The sequence below is a fragment of the Synechococcus sp. R65.1 genome (genome assembly GCF_047461755.1).
GTDB lineage: Bacteria > Cyanobacteriota > Cyanobacteriia > Thermostichales > Thermostichaceae > Thermostichus.
The window spans coordinates 111,632-137,767 of record NZ_JANSHU010000001.1 but is presented as its reverse complement, the minus strand read 5'-3'; the positions used below and the strand labels follow the sequence as shown (position 1 = coordinate 137,767).

Below are 26,136 nucleotides of genomic sequence, written 5' to 3'. Positions count from 1 at the left end.
CCCTAAAAGTTTCTCGCCTAGAGACAATCCTTTTTGGGTACTGACCTAGAGGCATCACCCTAAATCCCACACTTCTAGCTGGGGATCCAAAAACAGGCCTCTCTATCTCAGGTCATCAAGTCAGATCGTCAAGGAAACTATCTAACTCTGCAAAGCTCTCCGCTGAAGATGCAGTGCTTGCAGGAGCAGACACTTGATCTGTGTTTCTCTCACTTGAGCTTTCCGAAATCTCAGTCGACTCTACAGTGGCAGAGGAATCAGGAAGAAGAATTAAGGGCAGCATCTCACGATTGAGGCCTAAAGCTTGCAGGCAGAGGTTGATCCCAGAAACAGCTCGGTTGTATTTGTCTATGTTTGCCTCCAATTCTTTCAGACGCTGCTGGTTAAGGGCAATTTTTTCTTCGGCCTCCTTCCTTAAAGTTGCCTCCATAAACTGCTTCGCCTCAGGGTACTTTTGCAAAATCTCATCAGCTATCTGCCTAGCAACCGGCAACAGCTGAGTCTTGAGAGTGTTGTTGGTTTCCTGACGGAAGTTAGAACGTATTGTCTGGCTAACTTTTGGCTCAAAGTCAAGCTTGAGTAACTGCCGGATCCCAGGCTCAGCGTCTCGAATAGCAGAAATGTCGTAGGATTGGGCAGTTTGCTTCAAAACTTCGCGAAACTGGTAAATCGAGAAAGTACCCTCATCATAGAAGCGAGGACTCTCTCTCAAGTACCGGTCACACTCTTTTCGAGCACCGCTGACCAGGGAGGTGCAAACTTTGTCCTTAACCTCTAGGAGCTTCTTCTCTATTTCCCCATCAGACCCGAGCAGACGGAGTAGCTGCTTGTAGTAATCTGAGCTACGCACTCGATCGATAAGCCGGCGGAAAGAGTTCTCCACAACTGTAATGGCGGATTCAACTAGTATATCCTCTAGGTGGTTCGAGAGATAGTAGAAGGCCTCAACCAAGACAGCTAGAAATGGGGCTGTGGAGTTACGCTGATGAATACGAACAGCTTGGCTATAGGTGCCATCCACGGAGAAGGTGTCTAGAAGTTCATCCAGCCTACGCACCATCTTGGCTTGCAACTTGCGAAAATCAGATTCAAAGTCTTTATCCATGCCGTTAATAATTTCGTTAACCATAGTTTCAATGTGGTCATAAAAGTCTCTTCCTATTTTGTTTAGCTGCTGGTTGATAAGCGCTAGTTCATACTCAATCATGCCACTGACTTCCCTAGGCTGACTATCCAAGTCCCTGTAGAGATCAAGGTAAGACTTCCTAAGCTCAACACAAAGGGGCCGCAAGTCATTAGCAAGGTCTAGAAACAACTGCGGACGCTTTTCTTCTGTTAGATAACGAGTAATCCCACTACGAAACTCTTCTATGCCGCTATCCTCGATCATGTAATCAACCAAAGGCATGCCCCACTCACTGAGAATTCGAACATAGTTATCTATAGGCGTCTCATAGCCATGCACTAGAGTGCGAAAGGGAGTGCCAATCAGTCTTCCTGAGCTACAGTACTTGACAAACTCGATGACAAACTGAGGAGTCTGTTCCTCACTGCCCAGTTCCCTTATACTTTCTGAGAAGATCGTGTCTAAGCCAAATCTGTTCCCTCGGCCAGTTCCCTTGATCTGTGAGCAGTAGAAGCCAAGCAAGGCGCTTGTCTTGAATATACGAGCTCCACGGAATTGCTGATCAATGGTTGTTTCTAGTCGCTGCCTTAGCTGCGGGTTGTACCAGGTTTCATCAATGCGGTTAAACACATAAAAAACTCGGTCTCGAATGCTGCTATTACTCTGGATGCGCTCAATAAGTTCTGTTTCCTCCTTAGTTAGCTCGCCAGTTGAGGCGCATTTGAGGACACAGACAACTGCGGAAGTATCTGGGTGAGCAATTTTTTGATACGTACGTTCAGCGTCTGCTCTAACTGGTGCATCAATACCAGGAGTATCGACGATAACATTTCCGTCCTTTAGTAGAGGATGATGACAGTAGTACTCGATCTTCCGCAAAACCGCACTGTTGGCACCTCGACGGGCAAAACTTGCAGCTTCTTTTAGGTTGCCTAAGTTAAGCTGCTCCATAGAGAATACTCTGTTTTCAGTTGGGTAGATCCTGACACGGTTTTGCTGAAAACCTTCAATCAACAAGCGCAGCGCATCTGCCTGCTTTGCCCGCTCTGACTTGCTCTTGCCGCCTTCTTGTTGAACAATGGCCTCGGCTTGCTCCTTGAGGCGACTGAGTGTAGCCTCCTCTAAGCCGTTGCCACTAGGGAGCGCTAAGCCTAGGCGACCGCAAAAAGCAGCCATTTGTTCCTGCACCTGCTGCTCGCTGAGGAAGGTCAGCACTACTCTTTCGGCATCAGGTTCTGCATAGGAGATGTAGCACTCGGTTCCTGTGGCGTGTCCTTCAGCGCTGTAGAGAAGCTCCCTTTCCAGTAAGGCATTGATTAACATCGATTTGCCAGCACTGAAGGCACCAGCAAACACAATCTCAAAGGTTGGAGAAATTGCTTTGCTCAGTGAAGCCTGAACCCGCTTTGTGTCTTGCTTACTTGAAAGCGTGGGATCCTTTTGCCAGAGGTTGAGAATGGCTTCAACTTGTTCTCTTAAGTTCTCACACTGGGGTGGGAGCTGCATGGTCATAGCAGGAACCTCCGAAAAGCTGGGAAGATTATAACCCGCTAGGCCTTGAGGTGAAGGCTTTCACGCTACTTTTTTCCGGTGAGACCCTCACCCCACGCTCGACGGCTGACGGAGGCGTTCTTGCAGTGCGGGACCTAGCCTGCTACGGCAAAAAGCTCACTCCACTCCCGCCTGGGAACACCAGGCTTAGCGATGATCTCAAAGATGCGGTCTTTCGCCGCCGGCTGAAATAAGCTTTCAACAGCCACTTGGGCTACTTTGGTGCGAGGAATGCTGCCCTCAAATAGAGTGTCTGGTGGAGAGAGGACAATGCCATCCTCATTGTCTTGGTTCTTCAGGCCCCCTGGCCGAATGATGGTGTAGGTGAGGCCGCTTTTTTGCAAGTACTCTTCGGCTTGCTTTTTCCACACCAAAATTAGCCAAAACAAATTGAGGGGGTGGAACAGCCGAGAAACACACAGGGAGGAAATTAAAACAAAGTGCTGGATCCCTTTGGCTTTGGCTACATCCACTAAGTTTTTGGTGCCCACATAGTCCACTCGGTAGGGCTGCAAGGGATCCCAACTGGGCCTGGCTCCCGTAGCACAGAGCACCACCGTGCATCCCTCCATGCCAGCCTCCAGCGTGGTCGGATCCAGCACATCCCCCACCACCACTTCCGCTTTGGGGGGCAGAACCTGAGCAGCCAACTCGCGGCTGCGCACCAACGCCCGTACCGGGATGCCGCGATCCACTAGCTCTTTGACAATACGCCGCCCCGTTTCTCCCGTAGCCCCTGCAACAAAAGCTTTCATCCTTTCCCTGCCAAGCTGCTCTGATTGCCCGTAGCTGCCCAACTTCTGGGCTAGCCTTGCTAACTATCTTCTCAAAATTTGCCTAGACCGGGATGACAGAAGCAGTTAAGCCTCAGGCCTGGCATGAAAAAGTGCTGAAAACTTTGAAGGCAACTTGTTTTGCAGTTTCACCGCAGGGGCTTGGCTACATCCCCAACCCTAAAGCCCGAGCCGCTGAGGATGCGGCCAACGCTGGAGCTTGTGTCCACCTCTGTCAGTTGAATCTGCCCGGCTGGCTCGGTCAACTTGCGCAAGACTGCTCCTGTGGCCGGATCCTTAACCTCGCGGACAACTCGCTCCACAGAAAGGATCAATCCCACGCGGTAGCCGTCGCGGCTGCCCTTGTTCAAAATCACCTGGTTGCCGTAGACATCGGCCACTAGGGCATCAACCGTTGGCAAAGAGCGGGGCTGGGCCGCTAAGCGTTCGGCAAAGCCGGCCAGCTGCTGGGCAATTTGCTCCACCGCCTGTTGGCTGGCCAAAACCAGCAGCTTCTCTTCATTGCTGGTGGCAGATCCGCCGCCAAAGCCGGCCACTGCAACCGTGCTATCCGACTGGCTAGCGTTGCCTTTGCCCTCAACCACGGCCAAGATCTCGGCAGTGCTGGTGCTCACCAGGCGGGCGTTGAGCTGCACGTTGGCATCGACGTCCACCGACTCAACCCCCACTGCCAGCGGAAAGTTGCCAAAAGGGGTTAGAACCGGTGCCCCACCTCCAGAACGACGCACTGCTACATCAAACTGGGTTACACTGCCGAGGATCACGGCATCGACTCCTAGGATGCGGCCCACCTGAGCAGCAGTGTTGGCGTCCAGTAGCCCAGATCGACCCAGGTTCTGCTCGGCCAAGACTGCATCTAGCCGCGAGCGCTCGATGAAAGTGCCATCTCTCACCAGCCGATCCACCAGCAGATCGCTCACCCCACGGGCAGCCTCGGGCAGGCTGTAGGGATTGCTGAGGCTGCTGAAATCAAAATCCAAAACTGCAACGCGAGGGCGAGCGGTGGGTTGCGGTGCTTGTCCAACTTGGCTGGGAGCAGAGAGATTGCAGCGAATGTCTTGAGGAAATTGCCGGCAGAGGGAGGGGTTAGCAGATTGGGCGGCCGCTGGGATCCCTGTCCAACCTAAGCTGACCAGGGGGATCCCGGCCAGCAAGATGGAAAAGAGGCTGTGTATGATCGATCTCCTAAAGGAGGGTGGCCGACGTCGCCTGGCCGCCTGTTTCCAGAATACCGATTCCAAGGCTGTTGGCAAAAGGGATTGGGAAGGTTTGCGTAGAAGAGTTGACAGATCTCAACAGCTAAGATTGGGCGGAGGTGCTTGCCCTTGGGGAGTTGCCGGAAAAAGCTTGACCCGCCTGGGATCGAGGGTGCAAGCCCAGTGCTAGCCTAGTAAAGCTGTGCTTTTGTACAAGCTATGCCTGTTCCTAAGAAGAAAACCTCTAAAGCTCGCAGTCGCAGGCGGTATGCTGTTTGGCTAGCCAAAGCCAAGATCCACGCCCAGCGAGCGATGACCATTGGGCGCGCCATTCTCAGCGGTCGCAACACCAGTTTCTACTACCCCAAAGCCAAGTCTGAAGAGGAGGAGGGAGAAGAATAGAGGCTGGCAGGGGGGATCCCCATAGCTCAAAGAGTGGTTTACATTAAGGTCAAGCTCTCCTAGGAGCCATTCTGTTGCCCCTAGTCTTGCCCAGCAACTTGCATGCGCTCGTTGAGCTCTCTGACCTACTACCAGCGGCTGGGCCTGTCCCCAGGAGCCTCTCCTGAAGCAATTCGGCGGGCCTACCGGCAGTTGAGCAAGCGCTACCACCCTGACACCTCTCCTCTGGCGCCGGAGGTGGCGCTTCGCTGCTTCCAAGAGTTGCAGGAAGCCTACCTTGTTCTCAGCAACCCTGCCAAGCGGGCTATCTACGACGCAAGCCTCCAGGCAATGAGGGCCAAGGCGGGATCGCCCGAGCAAAGAGGCTCGCGGGAGGCAGAGGCCCTTGAGCTGCCCATGGAAACCCGACCGCTTTCTGCTGGTGAGCTCTGTGCCCTGCTGCTGATGGCTGCTACTTTTGTGCTCTGCCTAGTATTGGCAGGCGTTTTGGCTTGGCTGCGGGAGGGGAGAGTGGGCTAACTGAGCTGCCCAGCCGCGGGAGGCCAGGGAATGCTGGGCATCTAAAGTGCTTGAATAGAGTAGCGGGGGTAGCTTTTGCCATCTCGCCATGCCTTTGCCGCCTGAAACCACACCTCTGTACAATCACTCGCTCCCCTCGATCGAACAGTGGCTGGAGGAACAGGGTTGTACTCGAGATCCCCAGGATGTGGAGCAGTGGTTTTGCGAACGGCCTGGCTGGAAAGCTTGCCTGCGCTTGGAAGAAACTAGCATTTGGGTGCGCTACACCTACCCCAACGGCAACACCAAGACTTTGTCTTTCCCCTACTCCCTCAGCCGCAAGGATGTAGAACGGGCCATTTTCGAGGAGTAAGTGGCCATGCGCATTCTGCAACTGCCTGCCCTGCGCGACAATTACATCTACCTCCTCTACGATCCCGAAACGGCAACGGCAGCGGTGGTGGATCCGGCAGTGGCCGAGCCGGTGCTGGATAAACTGGCTGAGCTGGGGGCGGAGTTGGTAGCTATCTTCAACACCCACCACCACCACGACCATGTGGGGGGGAACCGACAGCTCTTGGAGCGCTATCCTCGTGCGGCTGTCTACGGCAGCCAGGCGGATCGGGGACGGATCCCTGGCCAGACGGTGGAGCTCAGGGCAGGAGAGACAGTGGAGTTTGCGGGCCGGCAGGCGACGGTGCTGTTTGTGCCCGGTCATACCCGGGGACATGTTGCCTACTACTTCCCTGAGAGCGGGGATCTCTTCTGTGGCGATACCCTGTTTGCGGGGGGATGCGGGCGACTCTTTGAGGGCACTCCAGAGCAGATGGTGGGATCCCTGGATCAGCTGCGGCAGTTGCCGGAAGCCACGCGGGTGTGGTGTGCCCACGAATACACCTTGAACAATCTCAGATTTGCCCTGACGGTGGACGGGGACAACCCTGACCTGCAGGCGCGCTATCAGCAGGTGGCGGCCCTGCGCCAGGCGGGATCCCCAACTGTGCCCAGCACCATCGGCGAAGAGCGCCGCACCAACCCCTTCCTGCGCTGGGATCAGCCGGCTTTGCAAGCGGCCACCGGAGTTCTAGATCCGGTGCAGGTTTTTGCTCGGCTGCGAGGCATGAAGGATCGGTTCTAGGGCGTGCCGAACGCGAACGGGGCCAAGCTGTGCTCGGGATCCTTTCTGACTGGCCAGCGCCACCCACCTTTCTGCAAGAGGAATGCCCCTCAATGGAGAGGGGAGACGTCACGCCCTAGGCTGGGAGTGTCTATGACCTTCCCCATTTCGCCTTTGATCCGCTTCTCGGTGCAAGCCCTGTACTGGGCACTAGTCTTGCCCCTACCTCTTCTGCTGGCCCGCCAAGGCACGCCTCTAGCGCAGGGAGCTCTGCTGGCAGCCCTGCTGCTGGGCTGGGGGCTACTCCTGGGATCCCTGAGCCAACAGATCCAGGTGGACGCGGTGGGCATGCGGGCCACCTACCCCGCCTGGGTGCCGCCCTTTGTGCGGCAGGAGTGGCAGATCCGCTGGGCAGAGGTCGAGCACCTTGAACCCCGCTCCACTAGCCAAGGAGGTCTGGTGTACTACCTGGTCAGCCGCAGTGGGGATCGCGTCCTTTTGCCCATGCGGGTGAGCCGCTTCCGGGAACTGGTAGCGCTGGTGCAGCGCCATACGGGACTGGAAATCGACGGGCTGCGCCCCTATGTCCAGCCTTGGATGTACGCCCTGCTGGGCGGCTTTGCCCTGCTGCTACTCCTTTGGGATGGGATCATCGCCTTCTGGATTTGGACGGCACCTAGCTAGCTCCAGCGGGGCAAGTAGCAGGAAAAATCCTGTTTTTTAACAAACCGAAAGGGGCCCGAAAGGGATCCCCAGACCACTTGATCCGTTTCGGGGTCACGGCCCTGATCCAGGCTGTGGAAGTAGTCGGCCCCGATCTCGAACTCGCTGTATAGGTAGGTGGTTCTGCCTTTGCGCTCGACAATACAGCCTTTGCCGGGCACGCTGCGGCCCCGGTAGCAGGATCCCGTCCATTCCACCTGAATCACACAGCCGGGCAAGAGTTCCAGCTCTGCCGCCGTCAGGTTGGCCAGTTTTCCCGGATCTCGGCCAGCACATTTGTAGAGCTCAGGGGATCCCAAGGCGTAGTTTTGGATGCGGATCCCCTCCGGCGTCTCGAAAAGGTGGATGACCCGCTGGCGGTAGGGCTGGTCGGGGTAGATGTCATACAGTTGCTCCACGTAAAACCCTATCCCCTGAAACACCGACCACGGCAGAGGGCACTGGTAGACGTGAATGTTGGCAAACCAGACCGGCTCAGCCATGGCCTGCTGCTGATTGTTGAAGTGGCCGGCCATCCACGTAGCCAGTTGGGCCAGTTGCGGCGAAACCGACATAGCGCAAGCCAAAGTCCTAGTCGTGCAAGGGCAAACTCATTATCCAAGACCCTGGCCCTGGCTGCCAAAGCAAGCCTTTGGGGCTTCAAGCTAGAGTGGAAGAACCCAACTTTTGGGATCTGTTGCCCACTGGCCTATGTCCGCCCCACCGCTTCCCTTGCTTGGGCAATCCCTAGCTGCCTTGAAAGACTGGGCAGTTGCCCAGGGGCAGCCGGCCTACCGCGGGCAACAACTGCACACTTGGCTCTACCAAAAAGGGATCCGCTCCCTGCAGGAGGTGACGGTTTTTCCCAAGGCCTGGCGCGAGGCGCTGGGGGATTACCCAGTGGGGCGCTCCCAGGTGGTGCAGCGGACGGAGACCCGCGACGGCACAGTTAAGTTGCTGCTGCAGCTAGCGGATGGGGAGTTGATCGAGACGGTGGGGATCCCGACCGCCAAACGGCTGACCGTCTGCGTCTCCTCCCAGGTGGGCTGCCCCATGGCCTGCGACTTCTGCGCCACTGGCAAGATGGGCTACCGGCGCAACCTCAAGCTGCACGAAATCCTGGATCAGGTGTTAACGGTGCAGGAAGACTTTGGCCGCCGCGTCAGCCACGTGGTCTTCATGGGCATGGGGGAGCCCCTGCTCAACCGCGACACCGTGGTGCAGGCCATCCGCAGCCTCAATCAGGATATTGGCATTGGCCAGCGGCACATCACCCTCTCGACAGTGGGCGTGCCCCGGCAGATCCCCTGGCTGGCCCAGCAAAAGCTGCAGATTACCTTGGCCGTCAGCCTGCATGCCCCCAACCAGGAGCTGCGGCAACAGCTGATCCCTTCCGCAGCCCACTATCCCCTGGAGGCTTTGATTCAGGACTGCCGCGACTACATGCTGAGCACGGGACGGCGGGTTAGCTTTGAGTATACGCTTATAGCCGGGGTCAACGACCTGCCCATCCATGCCCGTCAATTGGCCCACCTGCTGCGCCAGGCCAGCCAGTCGGGAGCACGCCTACACGTCAACCTGATCCCGTACAACCCCATCGCCGAGGCCAACTATCAGCGCCCTCACCCAGCGCGGGTGGCGGAGTTCGTCCGCCTGCTAGAGGAACACCACGTCCAGGCCAGCGTGCGCCAGACCCGTGGCCTAGATGGCAACGCTGCCTGCGGTCAGCTGCGGGGATCCTTCTTGCGCGCTTCCAGCTTGCCTTCCCCTGAGCCGGCCCTTGGCCGTTCCTAGGCGGCGCCCGCAGATCCAAGGTTTTTTGCAGTTGCTGCTGGCAGGGCAGAAGGTAGCCAGACGCGGAAATGGGTCCATCCCTCTGCGCTGCTGACGGAGATTTGCCCCCCCATGTGCTCTACCAGTTGCTTGACCAAAGCCAACCCCAACCCGGTGCCGCCGTGCTCCCAGCGATCCGCCTTCGGGATCCGATAGAACTTTTCAAAGATGCGGGGCAGCTCCGCCTCTGGGATCTCGCTGCTGTTGCTACAGACAAAGAGGATCCCTTCTCCTTCTGGAGTTACCTGCAGACGGATGGATCCCTCAGGGGCGGTGTACTTGACAGCGTTGTGCAGCAGCTCGCGCAGGATGCGGCCCAGAGCCTTGGGATCTGCCTTAAGGGGGGGGATCCCCTCTTCTAGGCGCAGTTGCAAGTTCTGCTTTTTGCCCTGGGCTAGAGGCTGGGCTGCCGCCACCAGATCCCGCAAATAGTGCGGCAGGAAGATCTCTTCCGGCTGGAGCAGATACTTCTCGGCTGAAAGCCGCTGTATGTCCAGCAGGTCGTTGATGAGATCAATTTGTCGGTTGCATTCTTTGAGAGCGATAGCGAAATAGTGCTGCTGTTTCTTAGGGTTATCGCGGGCTATTTGCAGCATCTGCAGGGCCATGCGCACATTGGCCATGGGGGTGCGTAGCTCGTGGGAGACGGTACTCAAGAAATCATCCTTGAGCAGGTTGAGCCGCTCCAATTCCTTCACTTGGGCCCGGGTCTCCTCGTACAGACGGGCCTGGCGCAGGGCCAGGGCGCACAGGTTGACCACCTGATAGGCCAGTTGTCTCTCGGCTTCGAAAAACTCCTGCTGCCGCTCCAACAGCAAGAGCCCCAGCCGCTCTTGGTGGTTTCGAAGGGAGCAAGCCAAGAGGTGTACCCAGCGCCCGCCTCTTTGACAACACCAGTGGACTTCCCAGGGCAAGGCGTGGGAGTGCAGCAGGTGCCCAAGCTCAGGGTCGTTAAGGGAGGCGGGATCCGCCTTCTCTGGAAAAGAGCAAGCCCGGATCCAAGAGGATCCATCGGCGCTGGTCAAGAAAATATGACAGCCAGTCAGGTTGAGAGCCTCGGCTAGGCTCTTGACCACCTCTTCCAAGATCTCTCCCTCTTTGAGGCTGGCCACCATCTGGCCGCTAAGGGAGCGCAGCACTGCCTCAAAGCGCAAAGCCTGCTCCAACTGGGCGGTGCGCAGCGCCACCTGGGCTTCTAGCTCGCGGTTAAGGGCTTCTAGCTGCTGTTGGGCCCGCTTTTGCTCGGTGATCTCCCGCCCCACCGACAGGATCTCCACCAGTTGGCCTTGGCTGTCGAAAATGCCCCGATCTACCCAGCTTACCCAGCGGGATTGTCCGTCTTTGCCGGGGTACTCCCGCTCGCTGCGGTGGAAGGGGTGCTCAGGCGTGAGGACGGCCAGCGCCTGCAGTACCGCCTCCCGTTCTTCCGGCGGCAGAGAATCCCTCCAGCGCCTGCCTATCGTTTCTTCTGCGGAGCGGCCAAAGAAGCGCAGGTAGGCCGGGTTGGCATAGGTTATGGCAGTATCGGGCCGAAAGCGGCAGATCAGCTCCGTCTGCTGCTCCACCACAGCGCAGTACTGCTGCTGCTGTTGCCAGAGGCGATCCAACAAAGCCTGTTGGTTAGCGGCCGCCTGCTGCCAAGCTTTGGCCAGGGTCTGCACCTCTTGGATGGGGCCGGGATCCATAGAGGCCAAGGCTGGGATCCCACTGTGCACAAATTGCTCGGCTATTTGGGTAAGGCGGCGCAGCGGGCGAGAGAGGGCTTTGTCCAGGAGGATCCCAACTCCCAGAAAGCCCAGTAGCAGCCCCCCTCCCCACAGAGCCGCCTGCTGCGTGCTGCTATAGACGGGGGCCAACAGGGTGCTCTCCGGGATCCCGTGTAGGAAATAGAAACCTAGCCCCCCTTCCTCCTGAATGGCCTTTACCTGCACCCAGTGGGGGATCCCGTCCACCTCAAGACGCAGCAGCCCTTGTGAGGCCGCCATCTCCCAGGATCCCACCTGCTCTTGCACAGCCAGCAGCCGCGGTTGAGGAGATGGCTTCTCCGTGCTGGCCACCACCTGGCCCTCCCCATCCAGCAACAAGGTCGTCCCTGGATACTCCAAGCCGGCCTGCAGATCCTCTAGAAAAGCCTGCAGGTGATGAACCGGGAGGGAAGCCACCAGGCTGCCGTAAACTTGGCCCTCCGCGTCCGCCAAGGGCAGTGCCGTCAGGATTAGCCGCTCCGGTTTTTGGTGGGAAGACTCGACAAAAAAGTTGCTCACCAGCCAGGTACGGCGGGCCTCTGCCTGTTGCAGGATTTCGGGAAACCAAGACAACTGCTGCAAATCTAAAGAGCTTAGTTGCCGCGTCAAGCCAGTGGGATCCCCGCTTTCTGGATCCCGTTGGCGGCCTTGGACGGATCCCGGCTGCAGGCCCGGCGTGTGGTAGGTCCAGATGGAGCCATCGGCGTGGCGGCGGGCGGTTACAAACCCCCCATGAACTGAGACAAAGCCGATGTCGCTCAGCTTGGGAAACTGCTGCAACTGGCGGGCAAAATAGGCTTCCAGCACTTCTAGCCGCGGGGCGGCCAGATTGGGCAAAAGTCCCCAGCGCAGCACCTCCCTATTGAGGGCATTTACCTGCAGGGGGGCCTGCAGATATCTGTGTAGGTGATCCTCGGCTTGGTCGTTAACCTCACTCTTCAAGTGCCTAGCCAACTGCAGCGCCATCCGCTGCCCAGCCCGCCAGGAGAAGTAGGATACCCCGCCTGCCCCTCCTACCACTGCCAGCACTAAGGGTGCTAGCAGCGCTACCCGCAAAGGGATGGAGCGGAGCGGCAAGGGAGAAGATTGCATCAGTGCTCTACCTGATGGGAGAACCTCCCCAACGAGTCCTCCGGCGCTAGTAAGCACCCGACAGAACAGGACTCTATAGAAAGGCCAAGGGAATTATGGTACTTCACAGGTGTAGCTTACTTCTGTACTAGCTGCTACCAAGGCTGGATTTTGAGCGGCTAAGCCGACCGGGTAAGCGTTAGCTGCTCTGCTTCGACCTTGTGGCTGCGCAACTTTTCAATCAACTGATCCAGAATCTCTAGCTCACCCTCCGTGTAACGTCCCCGCAAAAGTAGTTCGTTGATGAGGCTCTCCTGTTCCCGGCTGAGGAAGCCACTCTGAAACACTTGTTCAACCACCTCTCGAATGCTGGACGCCGAACCAGCAGGGGCATTCACGGCTGCCTCCGCTTGAGTCCTACTTTGAGGAGCGAGGTGGCGCTGCTCAACCTGCTCCGGTGGGGCTTGAGTCCTGTCTGCAGCAGGGGCTATGTCCTGCCATTTTGGAGAGACCTCCCGCAGTTCCCCCAGGGAAAGGTTTTCGCTCAGGATCCTTGCCAAGCGGTAAGTCCGGTAATCCACGGTTAAGTCGAGAGTAGCTTGCATGCTGCTTTCTACGTATCTCTAATGACTGTGGCCCTATCTTATCCCCTATTCCGGGATAAAAAAGTAAAAATAAAGACAACCCCCCTTGCGGGAGGGGAGGTTGCTTGAGGGCCTACTGGCCTGCTCTAGGGCGAAGATGGGGGTCTAGGGGAAGTTTGGGATCCGCCCCAGGACTTTCAAGAGGCTTGCTTGAAGTAGTCGGGCTCGTTGCCGGGCTTCCACTTGATGTTGCAGCCAAGGCTGGGCTTTTGGTTGGGATCGATGGGCTTGCCCGCCAGCAGGTTATCCAGCGCTGCCCGCAAGTCTTTGCCAGTCACTGGCACATCCGGCAGGCCGGGGCGGCTGTCGTCCAGTTGGCCGCGGTACACCAGCTTGCGATCGGCATCGAACAGGAAAAAGTCGGGAGTGCAAGCGGCTGAAAAGGCTTTGGCCACCTCTTGGCTTTCGTCGTAGCAGAAGGGGAAGGTAAAGCCCAAGGTCTCGGCCATCTTCTTCAAGTTCTCGGGGCTGTCCTCGGGGTATTTCTCCACGTCGTTGGCGCTGATGGCTACAATGCCGACGCCGCGGTCCTTGTAATCTCTGCCAATGCGAGCCAGCTCCTCTTGCACGTGCTTCACGTAGGGGCAGTGCTGGCAGATAAACATCACCAGCAAAGCGGGCTTGTCGGCAAAGGTAGAAAGGGAAATGGTTTGTCCAGTTACCACATCCGGCAAGCTGAAGTCAGGGGCGGGGGTGCCCAAAGGCAGCATCGTTGAGGGGGTACGAGCCATAACAAACCTCCAGCGTAAAGTTTCCTCAATCATCATGGCTCATCCCGCTCCCCAGGAGTTGTGAGCACGGGATCCTGCCGACAGATCCCAAACAGGCAGGGAACGGCCTTTACAATTGGATAGAGTTCGCAACATTTTGTCCGGGAGCTGAGCTTTGAGCACCGCCGTCTTGCCCGCTGCCCCCCTGGTGGACACCCACGTCCACTTAAACTATCCCGACTTTGCAGAAGATCTGCCCCAGGTGGCCGAGCGCTGGCGCCAGGCCGGGATCCGGCAACTAGTACATTCCTGCGTCACGCCAGCGGAGTTTCCCCAGTTGCAGGCCATTGCCGACCAGTATCCCGAGGTGTTCTTGTCGGTGGGACTGCATCCGCTTGAGGCGCGCCAGTGGCAGCCAGAGCTGGCCGAAAAGATTGCCCAGTTGGCCGCAGGCGACAGGCGGGTGGTGGCTATCGGGGAGACGGGCTTGGATTTTTACAAGTCCGACCCGTCAGATATCGAGCGGCAAAAAGAATCCTTCCGCGCCCACATTGCCATTGCCCGGGAGCAGGATCTAGCCCTGATTGTCCATTGCCGCGAGGCGGCAGCGGCCACCTATGAGATTCTCCAAGAGGCCATGGCCACAGGGGAATCGCTGCGGGTGGTGATGCACTGCTGGAGCGGATCCCCGGAGGAGACGCGGCTCTTTGTGGAGCTGGGCTGCTTTATTAGCTTTAGCGGCATCGTGACCTTTAAGAACGCGGAGACGGTGCGCCGCTCGGCCTTGGAGGTGCCCCTGTCCCAGCTTCTGGTGGAAACCGATTGCCCTTTCCTGGCCCCTACTCCCTTCCGCGGCAAACGCAACGAGCCAGCCCATGTGCAGCGGGTGGCCCAAACCTTGGCGGAGCTGTTGGGAATCCCGCCGGAAAAACTGGCAGAAGAAACCAGCCAAAATGCCGCTCGCCTGTTTCAGCTGCCTCTCCTCTAGCTCTGCTTTCCGAGGGCGCGGGTGGACCGTAGGCCATTCCCGACCCTAGATCTCACCCGATCTCAGACGATTCCAACCCGGGAAACCCTGGGTTGCCATTTTTAACTTTTTCTTTAACTTTTCTTTTGAACTCCGACTGCTCTTCTCAAGGGCATCCTATGCTGGAAAAAAGGGATGTATTTTTAGGTACTTTCCGCTAATTCCAGGGGCTAGGGGCTTGCAACTATGGATACCAAAACGTGGGCTGCCGCAGCTCGACCCAGCCGAGATGCCCTCATCAACCGCATCACCCACCAGATTCGGCAATCCCTGGAGCTGGAGGAAATCCTCAAGGCAACAGCGGAAGAGATACGGTCTTTTCTGGAAACGGATCGGGTGAAGGTGTACCGCTTCGACCCGGAAGGGCATGGGACGGTGGTGGCGGAAGCACGAGGCGGGGAGCGGCTGCCCTCGCTCTTGGGGCTGACTTTTCCGGCAGGGGACATTCCCGAGGAGGCGCGGCGGTTGTTTCGCCTAGCTCAGGTGCGGGTAATTGTGGATGTGGAGGCGCAGAGCCGTTCCATCAGCCAGCCGGAGTCCTGGGGGTTGTCTGCTAGGGTTCCTCTGGGCGAGCCGCTGCAGCGGCCCGTGGATCCCTGCCATGTTCACTATTTGAAATCCATGGGGGTGGCCTCTTCCTTGGTGGTTCCCCTGATGCATCACCAGGAGCTATGGGGGCTGTTGGTCTCCCATCATGCTGAGCCTCGTCCCTACTCCCAAGAAGAGCTGCAGGTGGTGCAGTTGCTGGCGGATCAAGTTTCCATTGCCATTGCTCAGGCGGAATTGCTGGAGCAAGCGCGGCAAAAGGCGCAGCAGGAACGCCTCATCAACCAAATTGCTGCTCTAGTTTACTCGCCCCTGCACCCGGAGACGACCTTGACTACGGTGCTGGAGCAGCTTGCTGCCGGTTTGCAGGGGATCGGGGCGCGGCTGCGGATCCACTTTATGGGCGCAGACACCCTCTGTTGTCATGGTGTGCAACCCCCGGCAAGCTACGACACCTGGCTACAGGAGCAGCTCGGAAGGGCCGGAGGAGCGGGGGGCTGGGTGAAGATGTGGTCGCTATCCCACTTGGAGAAATGGCCGGAGCTGCAAGAGCAGATGAAGCAGACACCCATTCGTGGCCTGCTGGTGGCCCAGCTCGCCTGGAATGACCAGCCGGTGGGCTGGCTGAGCGTGTTTCGCGGGGCCGTTTACCAAGAAACCCACTGGGCGGGCTACCGTTGGTTTACCCAGGGGGATCCCAGACAAGAACTGCCTTTGATCTCTTTTGCTGCCTGGCGGGAGCTGAAAATTGACGAGCCTAAGGCTTGGTCAGCTGCAGAGCAAGAGCTGATGAGTCGGGTCGGGGTACATTTGGCCCTGTCCATTACGCAAAATCAGCTCTACCGGCAGTTGCAAACCCTCAACGCCCGTCTGGAGCAGGAGGTGCAGGAGCGGACGGCGGCCCTGCAGCGATCTCTGGCTATGGATGCCCTCTTGCAGCGGGTCACCGACCAGGTGCGCAGCAGTTTGGAGGAAGCCCAGATCCTGCGGGCAGTGGTGCAGGAGTTGGCTCTGGGGTTGCCCATTCAAGGTTGCGATCTCTGTCTCTACGATTGGGCATCTGGCCAGGCGACGGTGCGCTATGAATACACCTCTGCTCTACCACCTGCCGGTGGGATCACCCTGACCCTGGCCGACTACCCCGATCTTTACCGGCACCTGCAAGGGGGTCAAGCGGTGCAATTCTGCCACTTGCCTGGGCAGGGCTGGATCCCCCGTCGGGAAGGGCTGACCCTGCTGGTGTGCCCGCTGCGGGATGACCAAGGGGTGCTGGGGGATCTCTGGCTGGCGAAGCCGGCAGCCGAGTGCTTTGATGAACTGGAGGTGCAGGTGGTGCAGCAGGTGGCGGATCACTGCGCCATTGCCATCCGCCAGGCCCGCCTCTACCAGGCTTCTGTGCAGCAAATTGGTGAGCTGGAGCGCCTCAACCGCCTCAAAGATGATTTTTTGAGCACCGTCTCCCACGAGCTGCGCACCCCCATCACCAACATGAGGATGGCCATCCAACTGCTGAAAACCGCCCGCGCCCCCCAAAAACGAGAGCAATATCTCAAGATTTTGGAGCAGGAGTGTGAGCGGGAGGCGGAATTGGTGAACGACCTGCTGGATCTGCAGCGGTTGGAGCAGGGATCCAAAACGCTCCATCTGGAAGAAGTGCCGCTGGCAACCTGGCTGCCCAGCGTGCTGGAGCCGTTTCTACAGCAGGCCCAGGCCAACCAGCAACGGTTGCAGTGGCAGATTGCGCCAAATGTGGGCAAGGTGCTCACCGATCGGGGCGGCCTGGAGCGGGTGGTGCAGGAGCTGGTCAACAACGCCTGCAAGTATACTCCCCCAAGGTGCAACATCTGGGTAACAGCGCAGCGCTCTGGCCCGCAGCAGGTGGAAATTCGGGTGATCAACGAGGGGGTGGAAATTCCCCCTGCCGAGCAGGAGCGCATCTTCGAGAAGTTTTACCGCATTCCCAGCGGGGATCCCTGGAAGCGGGGCGGCACCGGCCTGGGCCTGGCTTTGGTCAAGCAGTGGATGCAGCGGCTGGGGGGCAGCGTCTCGGTGGAGAGTTCTCAAGGCAAAACCTGCTTTACCCTGGTGTTGCCGAAGGGATCCCTGCCTGTGCAGACATCCCCCCTGGCCTGTGCCTAGCGACATGAGCGACGCCCCCTCAGAAGCGCTGCGTCTGGCCGCCGAGCAGTTTAACCGGGGGGAATTTTACGCCTGCCACGACACCCTAGAGGCCCTGTGGATGGAGGCAGTGGATCCAGAGCGGCGCTTCTACCAGGGGCTTTTGCAAACCGCCGTGGCCTACTATCACCTGCAAAACGGCAACCGCCGCGGCTGCATGATCCTGTTGGGGGAGGCCAACCGCAAGCTGGCGGACTTTCTGCCCACCTACGCTGGATGGGATGTGCAAGCCCTGTGGCAGGCTAACCAGGGCATCCTGCGGCATCTTTCTCAACTGCAACCCCAGGATCCCCTGCCTTACCTGGCCATCCCCACCCTGAGTTGGGTTGAAGACTGACGTGAGCAGGCCCAACAGCGGCGCTAGCGCTTGGAGCGACGGGCTTTGCGCTCAACTTCGTTGCGTCGCCGCCGATCCCGCCAGTCGATCAAGGTGATGTAGCCAACGCCCAAAGTTATGGCCGCTAGGAGCAAAAAGATGCCCCCATAGGCAAGGCGGAGGATCCAGGGCAAGGCAGTTTCCATAGGGCCAGAAACACCGAAGGATAGGGCTACATGCCGTTGCGGCCCCAAACCACAAAGGCAATCGAAAAGGCAAAGAAAGCAGCAACGGCAACCCAGCCAAAGGTGATGATGTCCATAGGTCTAGCCGAGCAAAGAGGGCTTATCGGGGTGATCCCATTTTAGGGGATGGGATCCCCACCGCCTCCACAATCAAGCCCGCCTGGGGAGGAGGTGCTAGAGCTCTTGCGCTCTCAGGGTTTGCACGCCTTGCCGCGACCAGGTCACTGCTCCAACGCGCTCGGCTAAGTAGAGAGGCCGCTGCCTCTGCCGAAACCAAGTAACCACTGCCTCGCCGGCGGAGCCAGAGCTGATGCCCGCCTGCACCTGAAAGCGCTCCAGCAAGTCCAGGATTAGGGATCCCCCATCCCACCACAGCCAGTCAATTTGGGCCGGCAGCAGGGGAGATCCGGTTAGCTCGGCCTGGACCTGGGTGCTGGCGGACCCCAAAAGCAGCCAGCGGGATCCCTCGGCCTCCAGGGTCAACACCAGGGGGTTGGTATGGACAGCCTGCAGCTTCAGCCGCTCGGAAAAAGGGATGCGGTCGGCGGGCCGCAAGACTTGATAGGGGATCCCGGCAGCTTGCACGGCACTGAGGGAGCGCAGGTAGCTTTCGGAAGCGGCGCTGATCCCGCCCCCGTCCCAGAAGTGCCCAATGGAGAAAGCCGAAAGCAGGATCTCCCAAGCGCCATTGGCAGAGCCCCTAGAGGTCATGGCTACCGCTCCCTCCAGACGGCGCAGGCCCTGCTGCCGCAGAAAAGGCAGCACCGTGCGCTCGGCCAGGCGGGGATCGCCGCTGTTGAGCAAGAGGTGGCGTCCTTCTGCCTGAATGACCAGAATGGGGATGGGGCCACTGGCCAAAGCGGTGATCTGAACTGGCGGCCCCGGCCACAACCTCGGCCCCAGCAGGATGGCGGCCATGATCAGGGCAGTGCCCTGCCAGCGGAAAGCCCGTCGCCACTGCGGCCAAAAGGTGAGGGCCACCAGCGCCCCGTAGAGGAGCAGACACTGGAGCAGCGAGACCCTGCCGGTGTAGTAGGAACTTAAGGGCCAGCTGGCCATCCAGCTCACCCAGTTGATCAAGGGTGTGATCAAAAACGTCAGGGGCTGGGCCAGCAGGGATCCTAGCCCCGGCCAGAGCAAAGCCACAAAGGCCACCCCAAACCCGGCCACCAGCAGGGGCAGCAGCAGGATTAGCAGCAGCGGGTTGGCCAGCAGGGAATAGGTGGGGATGCGGCCAAAGATGGCCACTTGCAGCGGCAAGGTCCAGATCTGGGCGGCCAGAGGAACAGCCAAGGCGGTAGCCACTGCTGGGGGCAAGAAGTCCAAACGGGAAACAATGGGAGCTGTCCCCACCAGCAGGCCCAAGGTGGCGGCAAAGCTGAGCTGAAACCCCAGGTCTGTAATCCACTGTGGCTGATAGAGCAACAGCAAAACCGCTGCCACCAGCAGCGTTCCCAGGGGGTTGAGCCTAACTTTCCCCTCCAGCCGCGGCTCCGTCAGCACCAGCATGGCCGCCACTCCCATCACTGCCGCCCGCAGCACCGAAGGGGTAAACCCTGTCAAGGTGAGGTAAACCCCCAAGGCTGCCAGGAGGATCCCCTGCTGCAGGCGCACTGCCAGCCGCCGCGTCAGGACAAACACCACCCCCAGCAGTAGCGACACGTGAAACCCAGAAGCGGCCAGAACATGGGCCATGCCGATTTCTCGGAAGGCATCTTGCAAGTCGAAATCCAGTTGGGCAGCCCGGGATCCCAGCACCAGCGAGGCCAAGAGGTTCCCCTGCCGCTCCCCCAGACCGGCGACGAAGGCCTGCTGCACCCGCCGCCGCAACACCCAACCTCCCCAGACTTTTCCTCCCGGCTGCGGGATCACCTCGCGGGCGCTGAAGCCGGCAAAAGCTCCCTGGCGCTGCAGGTAGGCTTGAAAATCAAAGCTGCCCGGGTTCAAAGCCGGACTGGGAAGGTAGAGGGATCCCACCAGGCGCACCCGCTGGTTGGGATGGAGATCCCTGCCCTGGAGGGCTGCCGGGCTAGCAGTGACGTAGAGCTTGCCGCTCACCTGGCGGGCAGTGGAGTCGGCCTCCAGCACCTGCTCCGCCTCGAGCCAAAACTGCTGCCGCTCGCCGCGGGTAGGACGGGGCTCCGAAAGGACGGTGCCCACCAGACTCATTTGCTGCTGGGGGGCTAGAAGGCTAATATCCGTTGGGCCGGGAACCGGCTGCCGCCAGCCCAGGTAGGCCCAAGCCAGGCAGCCCACCAGCCCCGCCGCCAGCCAGGTGCGCCCCAGGCGCGGCCGTTGCCGGTAGACCAGGGATCCCACTAACCCCAGCCCTAGAGGGATCCCCCACCCCCAGCCGCTCACTGCCGGCCAGGCCCGCAGCAACAGGCCTAGGATCCAGCCCAGCCCCAGCAGGTAGGTTCTCTCCATCTGCTCTCAGCGCGCTTGCCCCCACTGTACTCTCCTACCCAAGCGGGATCTATAGCCCTGTCTTAACCTGCCCTGCTGGCTACCCCCCCAGCTCAAGCTCGTTTGGCGACCTCTCTCGGTTCCTTGCCGGTCAACTTCCTGAATTGGGAAATAAAGATGGATGGCCCACCGGCTCTGCGCCGCGATATCCTAAGGATCGAACCACCAGCAGGGGGTGAGACTGCTCATGGACAGCACTTTGCTACAAGCAGCTCGCCAGATCTACCAGCTTCATCTTCAGCACCGCCCAGAGGTGGTGGAGCAGCCACCGCGGGGCGTGGTCATCCATCGCCGTACCCTGCGGGGCGACTTGATTTTCTCGGAGTTTCCCATTCTCTTGCCTCAGGAGACCTTTATTCCCTTGCAGCAGTTGGAGCCGCTGCGCTGAAGCCCTGCTCCCCTGCCCATCTGGAGGGTGTACGCTATACGATGGCAGAGTTAGTCTTTGTTGCCTGGGAACGGCGGTGAGGGCAGACTTCCTGGCCGGCGCCTGGGAACTGCGCCTGTTGGGTTGGGTGCTGGTGCTGATCCTAGGGGCCTGCGTGGGCAGCTTTATCAACGTGGTGGTCTACCGCCTGCCTCGGGGTCTCTCTCTACTCTATCCTGGCTCCCACTGTCCCCACTGCAAGACGCCCCTAGGGCCGACGGAGAACCTCCCCATCCTGGGCTGGTTCTTGCTGCGTGGTCGCTGCCGTCACTGCGGGAATCCCATCGCCTGGCGCTACCCTGCCGTCGAGGCCTTGACCATGGGTCTGTTTGGCCTCAGCGTTGGGATGCTGGGGTTTTCTCCCCGCGGGATCCTCACCTGCTTGCTGTTGGGCTGGCTGCTGGCGCTGGCCTTGGTTGACCTGGATACGTTTTTGCTACCAGAAGCGCTCACCCGCTCTGGCTTGCTGGCAGGGCTGCTGGCCCGCTTGGTGCTGCCTTGGCTAGAGGGATCCAGATCCCTGGCCGCTACAGGCTCGTCTTTGGTGGCTGGGATGGCAGGCGCGGTGCTGGGCATTTGGCTAGTGGAAGGCATTGGTCTGGTGGCCCGCCAAGTTTTGCGGCGGGAGGCCATGGGCGGAGGAGATGGCAAGTTGCTGGCCCTCATTGGCATGTGGCTGGGCTGGCAGGGGGTGGTCGTGACCCTCCTTTTGGGTTCCGCGTTGGGCTTGCTGGTTAGCTTATTGGCCATGGCCAGAGGACGAGCTCGCCTGGGCAAACCTGTTCCCTTTGGACCCTACCTGGCTCTAGGCGGGGCTACGGCTGCCTTGGCAGGATCCCCGTTGGTCGAAGCCTACTTGCGCTGGGTCAACCTGCTGGAGTAGACGCTATTCCTGCAGGCGGCAACTCCCTGGGGTAGCGGCGGCTGGATCCACGCAAGGACTGGCGATGGCAAAACCCACAGACCAACCAACGCTCCAGCTCGGCAGCAGGAGTGGGGCAGCCGCAGGCAGGGCAGGGAAACAGGTTTTGCTGGGTTTGTTGCCGTTTCACTAGCCGAGCCCAGCGCTCAAAGGCAGCTTTGGCCTCTAAGGACTCCGTCCCGCTAACGCGAACAGAAGAGGGAGATAAGCTGGAGCGGCGAGGGGTGGTAGGCCGCTTGGGAGTTGAGGATACAGGGGGAGGGGGGTAGAACCTGTCCACCAGTTCCGCATCGGAGGCAAAAGAGTTAGCCAAGCCCGACCTCGCATGCCAAGCGGCAGGGCTAAAGCGGATATCCGCGAGGGGAGGGTGGAGGCGGCTGTTAAGTTTCTTGAGAATCCGTTGGCGCTGGAAGGTGAGGTTCTGAGCCCAAGCAGGGGTAGAAGTGGCCACCTGCAGCACCTGGCGGCGCAGGTTGACCGGGTAGGTTTGCGCGGCTACCGCTTCTCCCACCACTTCCGGCCAGATCTGCCGCAGGGTCTGCATTTGGTTGAGCTCGGCCCAAAGGGGGTGGCCGCTGAAACTGGCCAACACACGCTCCAGGCTTTGCAGCATGGTGTCTCTCCCTAACCCTAATCCTTGTCTTCCGAGAACTGGGCTGCTTCGCTGAGGGCCGACTGGATAGAAGCAGCGTCAGGCAGAGAACGGGATCCGCCGTTGCGGCTGAGGGAAACCAGTCCTTCCAAGCTGCGGATGTGGATGTCTTGCTGGGGGAAGGGGATGCGGATCCCGCGCCGCCGAAACTCGGCCTCGATGGCGAAGTTGAGCTCGCTAGTCAAGACAAATTGGTCCTGAGGACGGTTGATCCACACCAACAGTTCAAAGTTAAGGGAAGAAGGCCCAAAAGATCTAAGCCACACCTGCGGGGGCGGGTTGGTCAGAACCCGCGGATTTCCCCTAGCAACGGCAAGCAGGGCTTCGGTAACCACCTTTGTGTCGGAGCCGTAGGCTACGCCCACGGGAATGTGGATGCGGCAGCGGGGATCCCGGTAGCTCCAGTTCACCACCTTTGACTCAGTGAAGCGAGAGTTGGGCACAATGACAAAGATGCGATCCAAGGTGCGCAGGACAGTGGCCCGCGGGCCAATGTGCTCTACTGTGCCAAGCAAGTTGTCCACTTCGACTAGATCCCCAATCTGGATGGGACGCTCTAGGAGGATGGCGAGGTAGCTAATGTAGTTGTTGGAAAGGTTTTGCAGGCCAAAGCCAATTCCTAAGCCCACCGCCCCTGCAATCACAGCCAAGGAGCTGAGGTTGAGGCCGCTGAAGGGCAGCACTAGCAGGATCCCAAATAGGGTGAGGACGTATTTGAAGATGGCCGCCGTCGACTCCTGGGTGCCCAAGTCCAGCCCAAGGCGACCCAAAAACCGCTGCTTTAAGCCAACGCTGATATAGTGGGCAACCGTAAAGACCAAAGTGGCCAGGACAAAGAAGACCAATAGGCTAGCAATGGAAACATTGGAATTGGGCAGCGGCTGGATGAGAACGCCCAGTGCTGTGTCCACCACCTGCCCCAAGCGCGCGTAAAAAGCCCGCTGAAAGGGCCGCAGGGCGGGTATGAAGCTAATGCTGCGGTCCAGCGAGATGCCGGCAATAAGCATCGCTCCTAGGCTGCGCAGCAGGGATCCTCCCATGTCGATCCAGCTTCCCCAACCTGGGTCAGCCCGGAGCTCTAGCCACCTCTGCAGGCGGACGAGGCTACGGTCGAACAGCCGCCAGAGAAAGAACCCCACAGCCACGCTGGCCAGCCCAGCCAAGGTAGTGAGCACTAGCACGCGCGGATCCCGCGTCCGCTGCAGATCCAGCCGATCCTGCCGGTACTCAGCGATGGCTTGTTCCAGCCGCCGTGCCCAACTGTTGGCCACTAGACGCACATCGTTGAGGCTTACCTGAGCCAGCGGCACCCTGCGCTCGGCAGCCGCATCGGCATAGGTGACGGTAAACAAGTACCGTTGGGTGGCCTCAAAGCGGCCTCTTTCTCCCAGCCGGAGAACGTACTGCCCATTGGCATCCTGAGCCACCCGCACCTCTGGCTCCGGCAACTGGCCCTCTTCCAAAAAGCGCTCGATGATTGCCCGCACATTATCAGCCCGCACGTCGCTGGGGTATTCTGCCGTTTGCAGGCGAAACACCGGGACTCCCCCCACTAGCACTGCTGTGCCCTCTTGGCCAGTCAACGGGATCCCCAGCGGGGTTGGGGAAGGAGCTCCCTCGGGGGCAACTCCAGGATCCCGCAGCTCAAGTGCCTGCGCCAGGCGGTTCTCAAAGGGGGCAAAGAGGGCAGGGGAAAGCCAGAGACCAATCCCCATCGTCAGCCCCAGCGCGAGTACAGCCCCCTTCAGCAAGAGGGAATCTTGAATGGCTCGGCGGAGACGAACACCCATGGTTTCAGGAATCCTGAGGAGGCTTGGCGGTATGCCCATGGTGGCACGAGCAAGTCCCGCGGCTGGGGAGGCAGGCTGGGAGCTTAGGCGCTCCAGGGGTGGCCCAAAAGCCGTTGGCGCAGCTTTTTAATTTGGTCGCGCAGCCGGGCAGCTTCTTCAAATTCCAAGTTTTTAGCTGCCGCTTTCATCTTTGCATCTAGCTCGCTAATGAGCTCTGGAATTTTGGATAGAGGGATCTCATCCAGCGCTGGCAAGGCTTTTTCCAGATCCTTGCCCTTGAGTTTGCGGGAGATGGATAAAAAAGACAAAATGGCATTGCTGTTTTTCTTAACGATGGGCTTAGGGGTGATGTTGTGTTGGCGATTGTATTCCAACTGAATTTGGCGGCGGCGCTGGGTTTCGGCAATCGCTCTTGCCATGCTGCCAGTCAGCGTGTCAGCATACATCACCACCATGCCGCGGACATGGCGCGCTGCCCGCCCAATCATCTGGATTAGGGATCGCTCCGCCCGCAAAAATCCCTCTTTATCTGCATCCAAAATGGCCACCAAGGAGACTTCCGGCAGATCCAACCCCTCCCGCAACAAATTGACCCCCACCAGGACATCAAAAGCCCCTTCCCGAAAATCTTGGAGGATCTCAATGCGCTCAATGGGGGTAATTTCAGAGTGCAAATAGCGAACCCGGATCCCGCATTCCTGCAAGTACTCCGTGAGATCTTCAGCCATGCGTTTGGTAAGGGTGGTTACGATGACCCGTTCCGGGAAGCCCTGCTGCGAGCGCTCTAGGCGCAGGTAGATTTCTGAGAGCAGATCCTCCACTTGACCGGCTGTGGGGCGGACATGCACTTCTGGATCCACGACACCGGTAGGCCGAATAACTTGTTCTACAACCCGGCCTGTGCCCGGTATGTAGAACTTCAGGGGTTTGCCATTTTCCACCATGGTTTCAAACTGAGCTTCGCTTTGTTCCAATTCCCAGTTGCCGGGCGTGGCGGAAACAAAGATGCATTGGTGGACTTTGGCCCAAAATTCCTCGGCTTTAAGGGGGCGATTGTCAAGGGCGCTGGGCAGGCGAAAGCCGTGATCCACCAACACCTGTTTGCGGGCGCGATCCCCATTGTACATGCCCCGGATTTGCGGCACGGTAACGTGGGATTCGTCCACCACCAATAGCCAATCGTTGGCCTTGAAGTAGTCCACCAAGCAAGCAGGCGGCTCCCCCTCCTTGCGCCCCGTCAAATGCCGGGAGTAGTTTTCAATGCCGTTGCAGTAGCCCACCTCCCTCAGCATTTCCAAATCGGAGCGGGTGCGCTGCTCCAGCCGCTGAGCTTCTAAGAGCTTGCCCTGGCGGCGAAAGAGAGCTAGCTGCTCTTCCAGCTCTTCCTCAATGCTGCGGATGGCCTGCTCTAGCCGCTCTTCGGGTGTTACAAAGTGGCGAGCTGGATAAACCCTGAGGGCGCTGACGCTGGTGAGGATCGCGCCTGTCACCGGGTCAAGGAGGCGAATGGCCTCGATCTCATCGCCAAAAAACTCAATGCGAATTACTCTATCCTCATAGGCAGGCACAATTTCCAGCACATCCCCTTTGACGCGAAACCGCCCCCGCGCCAGTTCCAGATCATTGCGCTCGTACTGGATGCCGACCAGATCCCGCAAGACCTGCCGTTGGTCAATTCGTTGGCCCACTTTGAAGGGGATAGAAGCCTTTAGGTATTCCTCCGGCATGCCCAAGCCGTAGAGGCAGCTTACGGAAGCCACAACAATGACATCCCGCCGTTCAAAGAGGGAGCGGGTAGCCGAGTGCCGCAGCATGTCAATTTCTTCGTTAATGGAAGAAGACTTGGCAATGTAGGTGTCAGTGCTGGGCAAATAGGCTTCCGGTTGGTAGTAGTCGTAGTAGCTGATGAAATACTCGACAGCATTGTAGGGAAAAAGCTCGCGCAGCTCGTTGCACAGTTGTGCGGCCAAGGTTTTGTTGGGGGCCATCACCAGGGTTGGCCTGCCAATCTGCTGGATAGTATGGGCAATGGTAAAGGTTTTGCCAGTTCCGGTTGCCCCTAGCAGAGTTTGAAAGCGATGGCCCTCCAAAATAGACTGCACCAAGCCAGCAATTGCCTGAGGCTGATCCCCGGTGGGCTGGTAGGGGGAAACCAGTTGAAACTCAGACATAGGTCTA

Annotated in this window: 24 protein-coding genes; 11 read left to right on the top strand and 13 right to left on the bottom strand. The window is 59.0% G+C overall.

Annotated features, from left to right (window positions below; translation table 11 throughout):
- Window positions 1–115 precede the first annotated feature (115 nt).
- From NW814_RS00695 to NW814_RS00685, 3 genes are all read right to left on the bottom strand, one after another.
- A complete protein-coding gene (locus tag NW814_RS00695) occupies window positions 116–2,638 on the bottom strand; it encodes a dynamin family protein (protein ID WP_414404809.1) in 2,523 nt (840 codons plus the stop codon).
- 134 nt (window positions 2,639–2,772) lie between these two features.
- The gene (locus NW814_RS00690) at window positions 2,773–3,432 is read right to left on the bottom strand and encodes an SDR family oxidoreductase (RefSeq protein WP_414404808.1); all 660 of its coding nucleotides are present in this window, start codon (window positions 3,430–3,432) and stop codon (window positions 2,773–2,775) included.
- 167 nt (window positions 3,433–3,599) lie between these two features.
- Window positions 3,600–4,712: a CsgG/HfaB family protein gene (locus tag NW814_RS00685; RefSeq protein WP_414404807.1), complete on the bottom strand. Its 1,113-nt coding sequence runs from the start codon at window positions 4,710–4,712 to the stop codon at window positions 3,600–3,602.
- Window positions 4,713–4,886: 174 nt separating this feature from the next.
- On the opposite strand from NW814_RS00685, the gene NW814_RS00680 reads away from it, so the two are divergent.
- The 5 genes from NW814_RS00680 to NW814_RS00660 all read left to right on the top strand — a co-directional run bounded on the left by NW814_RS00680 (window position 4,887) and on the right by NW814_RS00660 (window position 7,368).
- Window positions 4,887–5,069 (top strand): 50S ribosomal protein L32, encoded by a 183-nt coding sequence (locus NW814_RS00680; protein WP_414394282.1) that lies wholly within the window; start codon window positions 4,887–4,889, stop codon window positions 5,067–5,069.
- A 102-nt stretch (window positions 5,070–5,171) separates the two neighbouring features.
- The gene (locus tag NW814_RS00675; RefSeq protein WP_414404806.1) at window positions 5,172–5,588 is read left to right on the top strand and encodes a J domain-containing protein; all 417 of its coding nucleotides are present in this window, start codon (window positions 5,172–5,174) and stop codon (window positions 5,586–5,588) included.
- 88 nt (window positions 5,589–5,676) lie between these two features.
- On the top strand, window positions 5,677–5,940 hold the full coding sequence (locus NW814_RS00670; RefSeq protein WP_414394285.1) for a DUF3143 domain-containing protein: 264 nt from the start codon (window positions 5,677–5,679) through the stop codon (window positions 5,938–5,940).
- A 6-nt stretch (window positions 5,941–5,946) separates the two neighbouring features.
- A complete protein-coding gene (gloB, locus tag NW814_RS00665) occupies window positions 5,947–6,705 on the top strand; it encodes a hydroxyacylglutathione hydrolase (protein ID WP_414404805.1) in 759 nt (252 codons plus the stop codon).
- 132 nt (window positions 6,706–6,837) lie between these two features.
- Entirely contained in the window at window positions 6,838–7,368 is a 531-nt protein-coding gene (locus NW814_RS00660) for a hypothetical protein (protein ID WP_414394289.1), read from the top strand.
- Here NW814_RS00660 and NW814_RS00655 read toward each other — a convergent pair.
- Window positions 7,365–7,961, bottom strand: coding sequence for a chromophore lyase CpcT/CpeT (locus tag NW814_RS00655; RefSeq protein ID WP_414394291.1), 597 nt, complete (start codon window positions 7,959–7,961; stop codon window positions 7,365–7,367). The two genes, NW814_RS00660 and NW814_RS00655, sit on opposite strands and share 4 nt — an antisense overlap.
- A 136-nt stretch (window positions 7,962–8,097) precedes the next feature.
- Between NW814_RS00655 and rlmN the strand changes: the two genes are divergently transcribed.
- Complete coding sequence (gene rlmN, locus NW814_RS00650; protein ID WP_414404804.1) at window positions 8,098–9,180, top strand: 23S rRNA (adenine(2503)-C(2))-methyltransferase RlmN; 1,083 nt, start codon at window positions 8,098–8,100, stop codon at window positions 9,178–9,180.
- Here rlmN and NW814_RS00645 read toward each other — a convergent pair.
- The 3 genes from NW814_RS00645 to NW814_RS00635 form a co-directional block, all read right to left on the bottom strand.
- Entirely contained in the window at window positions 9,177–12,056 is a 2,880-nt protein-coding gene (locus NW814_RS00645) for an ATP-binding protein (protein ID WP_414404803.1), read from the bottom strand. The two genes, rlmN and NW814_RS00645, sit on opposite strands and share 4 nt — an antisense overlap.
- A 158-nt stretch (window positions 12,057–12,214) precedes the next feature.
- Window positions 12,215–12,640 carry a hypothetical protein gene (locus NW814_RS00640; protein ID WP_414404802.1) on the bottom strand — a complete coding sequence of 142 codons (426 nt, stop codon included), beginning with the start codon at window positions 12,638–12,640 and terminating at the stop codon, window positions 12,215–12,217.
- A gap of 176 nt (window positions 12,641–12,816) precedes the next feature.
- Window positions 12,817–13,410: a thioredoxin family protein gene (locus NW814_RS00635; RefSeq protein WP_414394410.1), complete on the bottom strand. Its 594-nt coding sequence runs from the start codon at window positions 13,408–13,410 to the stop codon at window positions 12,817–12,819.
- A gap of 154 nt (window positions 13,411–13,564) precedes the next feature.
- Between NW814_RS00635 and NW814_RS00630 the strand changes: the two genes are divergently transcribed.
- The 3 genes from NW814_RS00630 to NW814_RS00620 all read left to right on the top strand — a co-directional run bounded on the left by NW814_RS00630 (window position 13,565) and on the right by NW814_RS00620 (window position 17,477).
- Window positions 13,565–14,377, top strand: coding sequence for a TatD family hydrolase (locus tag NW814_RS00630; RefSeq protein WP_414404801.1), 813 nt, complete (start codon window positions 13,565–13,567; stop codon window positions 14,375–14,377).
- A gap of 225 nt (window positions 14,378–14,602) precedes the next feature.
- Complete coding sequence (locus NW814_RS00625; protein ID WP_414404800.1) at window positions 14,603–17,101, top strand: GAF domain-containing protein; 2,499 nt, start codon at window positions 14,603–14,605, stop codon at window positions 17,099–17,101.
- Window positions 17,102–17,105: 4 nt separating this feature from the next.
- Entirely contained in the window at window positions 17,106–17,477 is a 372-nt protein-coding gene (locus tag NW814_RS00620; RefSeq protein WP_414404799.1) for a DUF309 domain-containing protein, read from the top strand.
- A gap of 23 nt (window positions 17,478–17,500) precedes the next feature.
- Here NW814_RS00620 and NW814_RS00615 read toward each other — a convergent pair whose 3' ends face one another.
- The 3 genes from NW814_RS00615 to NW814_RS00605 form a co-directional block, all read right to left on the bottom strand.
- Window positions 17,501–17,662 (bottom strand): hypothetical protein, encoded by a 162-nt coding sequence (locus NW814_RS00615; RefSeq protein ID WP_414404798.1) that lies wholly within the window; start codon window positions 17,660–17,662, stop codon window positions 17,501–17,503.
- A 26-nt stretch (window positions 17,663–17,688) separates the two neighbouring features.
- Entirely contained in the window at window positions 17,689–17,778 is a 90-nt protein-coding gene (locus tag NW814_RS00610) for a cytochrome b6-f complex subunit PetN (RefSeq protein ID WP_414404797.1), read from the bottom strand.
- Between the two features lie 97 nt (window positions 17,779–17,875).
- On the bottom strand, window positions 17,876–20,128 hold the full coding sequence (locus NW814_RS00605) for a ComEC/Rec2 family competence protein (protein WP_414404796.1): 2,253 nt from the start codon (window positions 20,126–20,128) through the stop codon (window positions 17,876–17,878).
- 226 nt (window positions 20,129–20,354) lie between these two features.
- Between NW814_RS00605 and NW814_RS00600 the strand changes: the two genes are divergently transcribed.
- Together NW814_RS00600 and NW814_RS00595 are read left to right on the top strand one after the other, a co-directional pair.
- Window positions 20,355–20,555, top strand: coding sequence for a hypothetical protein (locus NW814_RS00600; protein WP_414394303.1), 201 nt, complete (start codon window positions 20,355–20,357; stop codon window positions 20,553–20,555).
- Between the two features lie 76 nt (window positions 20,556–20,631).
- Window positions 20,632–21,477 (top strand): prepilin peptidase, encoded by an 846-nt coding sequence (locus NW814_RS00595; RefSeq protein WP_414404795.1) that lies wholly within the window; start codon window positions 20,632–20,634, stop codon window positions 21,475–21,477.
- Here NW814_RS00595 and NW814_RS00590 read toward each other — a convergent pair.
- From NW814_RS00590 to uvrB, 3 genes are all read right to left on the bottom strand, one after another.
- Window positions 21,461–22,129 carry a DUF721 domain-containing protein gene (locus NW814_RS00590; protein ID WP_414404794.1) on the bottom strand — a complete coding sequence of 223 codons (669 nt, stop codon included), beginning with the start codon at window positions 22,127–22,129 and terminating at the stop codon, window positions 21,461–21,463. The two genes, NW814_RS00595 and NW814_RS00590, sit on opposite strands and share 17 nt — an antisense overlap.
- A 17-nt stretch (window positions 22,130–22,146) precedes the next feature.
- Window positions 22,147–23,958: a mechanosensitive ion channel family protein gene (locus tag NW814_RS00585; protein ID WP_414404793.1), complete on the bottom strand. Its 1,812-nt coding sequence runs from the start codon at window positions 23,956–23,958 to the stop codon at window positions 22,147–22,149.
- An 83-nt stretch (window positions 23,959–24,041) separates the two neighbouring features.
- Complete coding sequence (gene uvrB, locus NW814_RS00580) at window positions 24,042–26,129, bottom strand: excinuclease ABC subunit UvrB (protein WP_414404792.1); 2,088 nt, start codon at window positions 26,127–26,129, stop codon at window positions 24,042–24,044.
- Between the last annotated feature and the right edge of the window lie 7 nt (window positions 26,130–26,136).

What these genes read in the sequence shown, in the direction of transcription:
- uvrB (WP_414404792.1), bottom strand. Translation starts at nt 26,129, where the DNA reads ATGTCTGAGTTTCAACTGGTTTCCCCCTACCAGCCCACCGGGGATCAG.
- NW814_RS00690 (WP_414404808.1), bottom strand. Translation starts at nt 3,432, where the DNA reads ATGAAAGCTTTTGTTGCAGGGGCTACGGGAGAAACGGGGCGGCGTATT.
- NW814_RS00640 (WP_414404802.1), bottom strand. Translation starts at nt 12,640, where the DNA reads ATGCAAGCTACTCTCGACTTAACCGTGGATTACCGGACTTACCGCTTG.
- NW814_RS00590 (WP_414404794.1), bottom strand. Translation starts at nt 22,129, where the DNA reads ATGCTGCAAAGCCTGGAGCGTGTGTTGGCCAGTTTCAGCGGCCACCCC.
- NW814_RS00610 (WP_414404797.1), bottom strand. Translation starts at nt 17,778, where the DNA reads ATGGACATCATCACCTTTGGCTGGGTTGCCGTTGCTGCTTTCTTTGCC.
- NW814_RS00635 (WP_414394410.1), bottom strand. Translation starts at nt 13,410, where the DNA reads ATGGCTCGTACCCCCTCAACGATGCTGCCTTTGGGCACCCCCGCCCCT.
- NW814_RS00605 (WP_414404796.1), bottom strand. Translation starts at nt 20,128, where the DNA reads ATGGAGAGAACCTACCTGCTGGGGCTGGGCTGGATCCTAGGCCTGTTG.
- NW814_RS00655 (WP_414394291.1), bottom strand. Translation starts at nt 7,961, where the DNA reads ATGTCGGTTTCGCCGCAACTGGCCCAACTGGCTACGTGGATGGCCGGC.
- NW814_RS00615 (WP_414404798.1), bottom strand. Translation starts at nt 17,662, where the DNA reads ATGGAAACTGCCTTGCCCTGGATCCTCCGCCTTGCCTATGGGGGCATC.
- rlmN (WP_414404804.1), top strand. Translation starts at nt 8,098, where the DNA reads ATGTCCGCCCCACCGCTTCCCTTGCTTGGGCAATCCCTAGCTGCCTTG.
- NW814_RS00585 (WP_414404793.1), bottom strand. Translation starts at nt 23,958, where the DNA reads ATGGGTGTTCGTCTCCGCCGAGCCATTCAAGATTCCCTCTTGCTGAAG.
- NW814_RS00645 (WP_414404803.1), bottom strand. Translation starts at nt 12,056, where the DNA reads ATGCAATCTTCTCCCTTGCCGCTCCGCTCCATCCCTTTGCGGGTAGCG.
- NW814_RS00600 (WP_414394303.1), top strand. Translation starts at nt 20,355, where the DNA reads ATGGACAGCACTTTGCTACAAGCAGCTCGCCAGATCTACCAGCTTCAT.
- NW814_RS00680 (WP_414394282.1), top strand. Translation starts at nt 4,887, where the DNA reads ATGCCTGTTCCTAAGAAGAAAACCTCTAAAGCTCGCAGTCGCAGGCGG.
- NW814_RS00670 (WP_414394285.1), top strand. Translation starts at nt 5,677, where the DNA reads ATGCCTTTGCCGCCTGAAACCACACCTCTGTACAATCACTCGCTCCCC.
- NW814_RS00620 (WP_414404799.1), top strand. Translation starts at nt 17,106, where the DNA reads ATGAGCGACGCCCCCTCAGAAGCGCTGCGTCTGGCCGCCGAGCAGTTT.
- NW814_RS00660 (WP_414394289.1), top strand. Translation starts at nt 6,838, where the DNA reads ATGACCTTCCCCATTTCGCCTTTGATCCGCTTCTCGGTGCAAGCCCTG.
- gloB (WP_414404805.1), top strand. Translation starts at nt 5,947, where the DNA reads ATGCGCATTCTGCAACTGCCTGCCCTGCGCGACAATTACATCTACCTC.
- NW814_RS00675 (WP_414404806.1), top strand. Translation starts at nt 5,172, where the DNA reads ATGCGCTCGTTGAGCTCTCTGACCTACTACCAGCGGCTGGGCCTGTCC.
- NW814_RS00625 (WP_414404800.1), top strand. Translation starts at nt 14,603, where the DNA reads ATGGATACCAAAACGTGGGCTGCCGCAGCTCGACCCAGCCGAGATGCC.
- NW814_RS00695 (WP_414404809.1), bottom strand. Translation starts at nt 2,638, where the DNA reads ATGACCATGCAGCTCCCACCCCAGTGTGAGAACTTAAGAGAACAAGTT.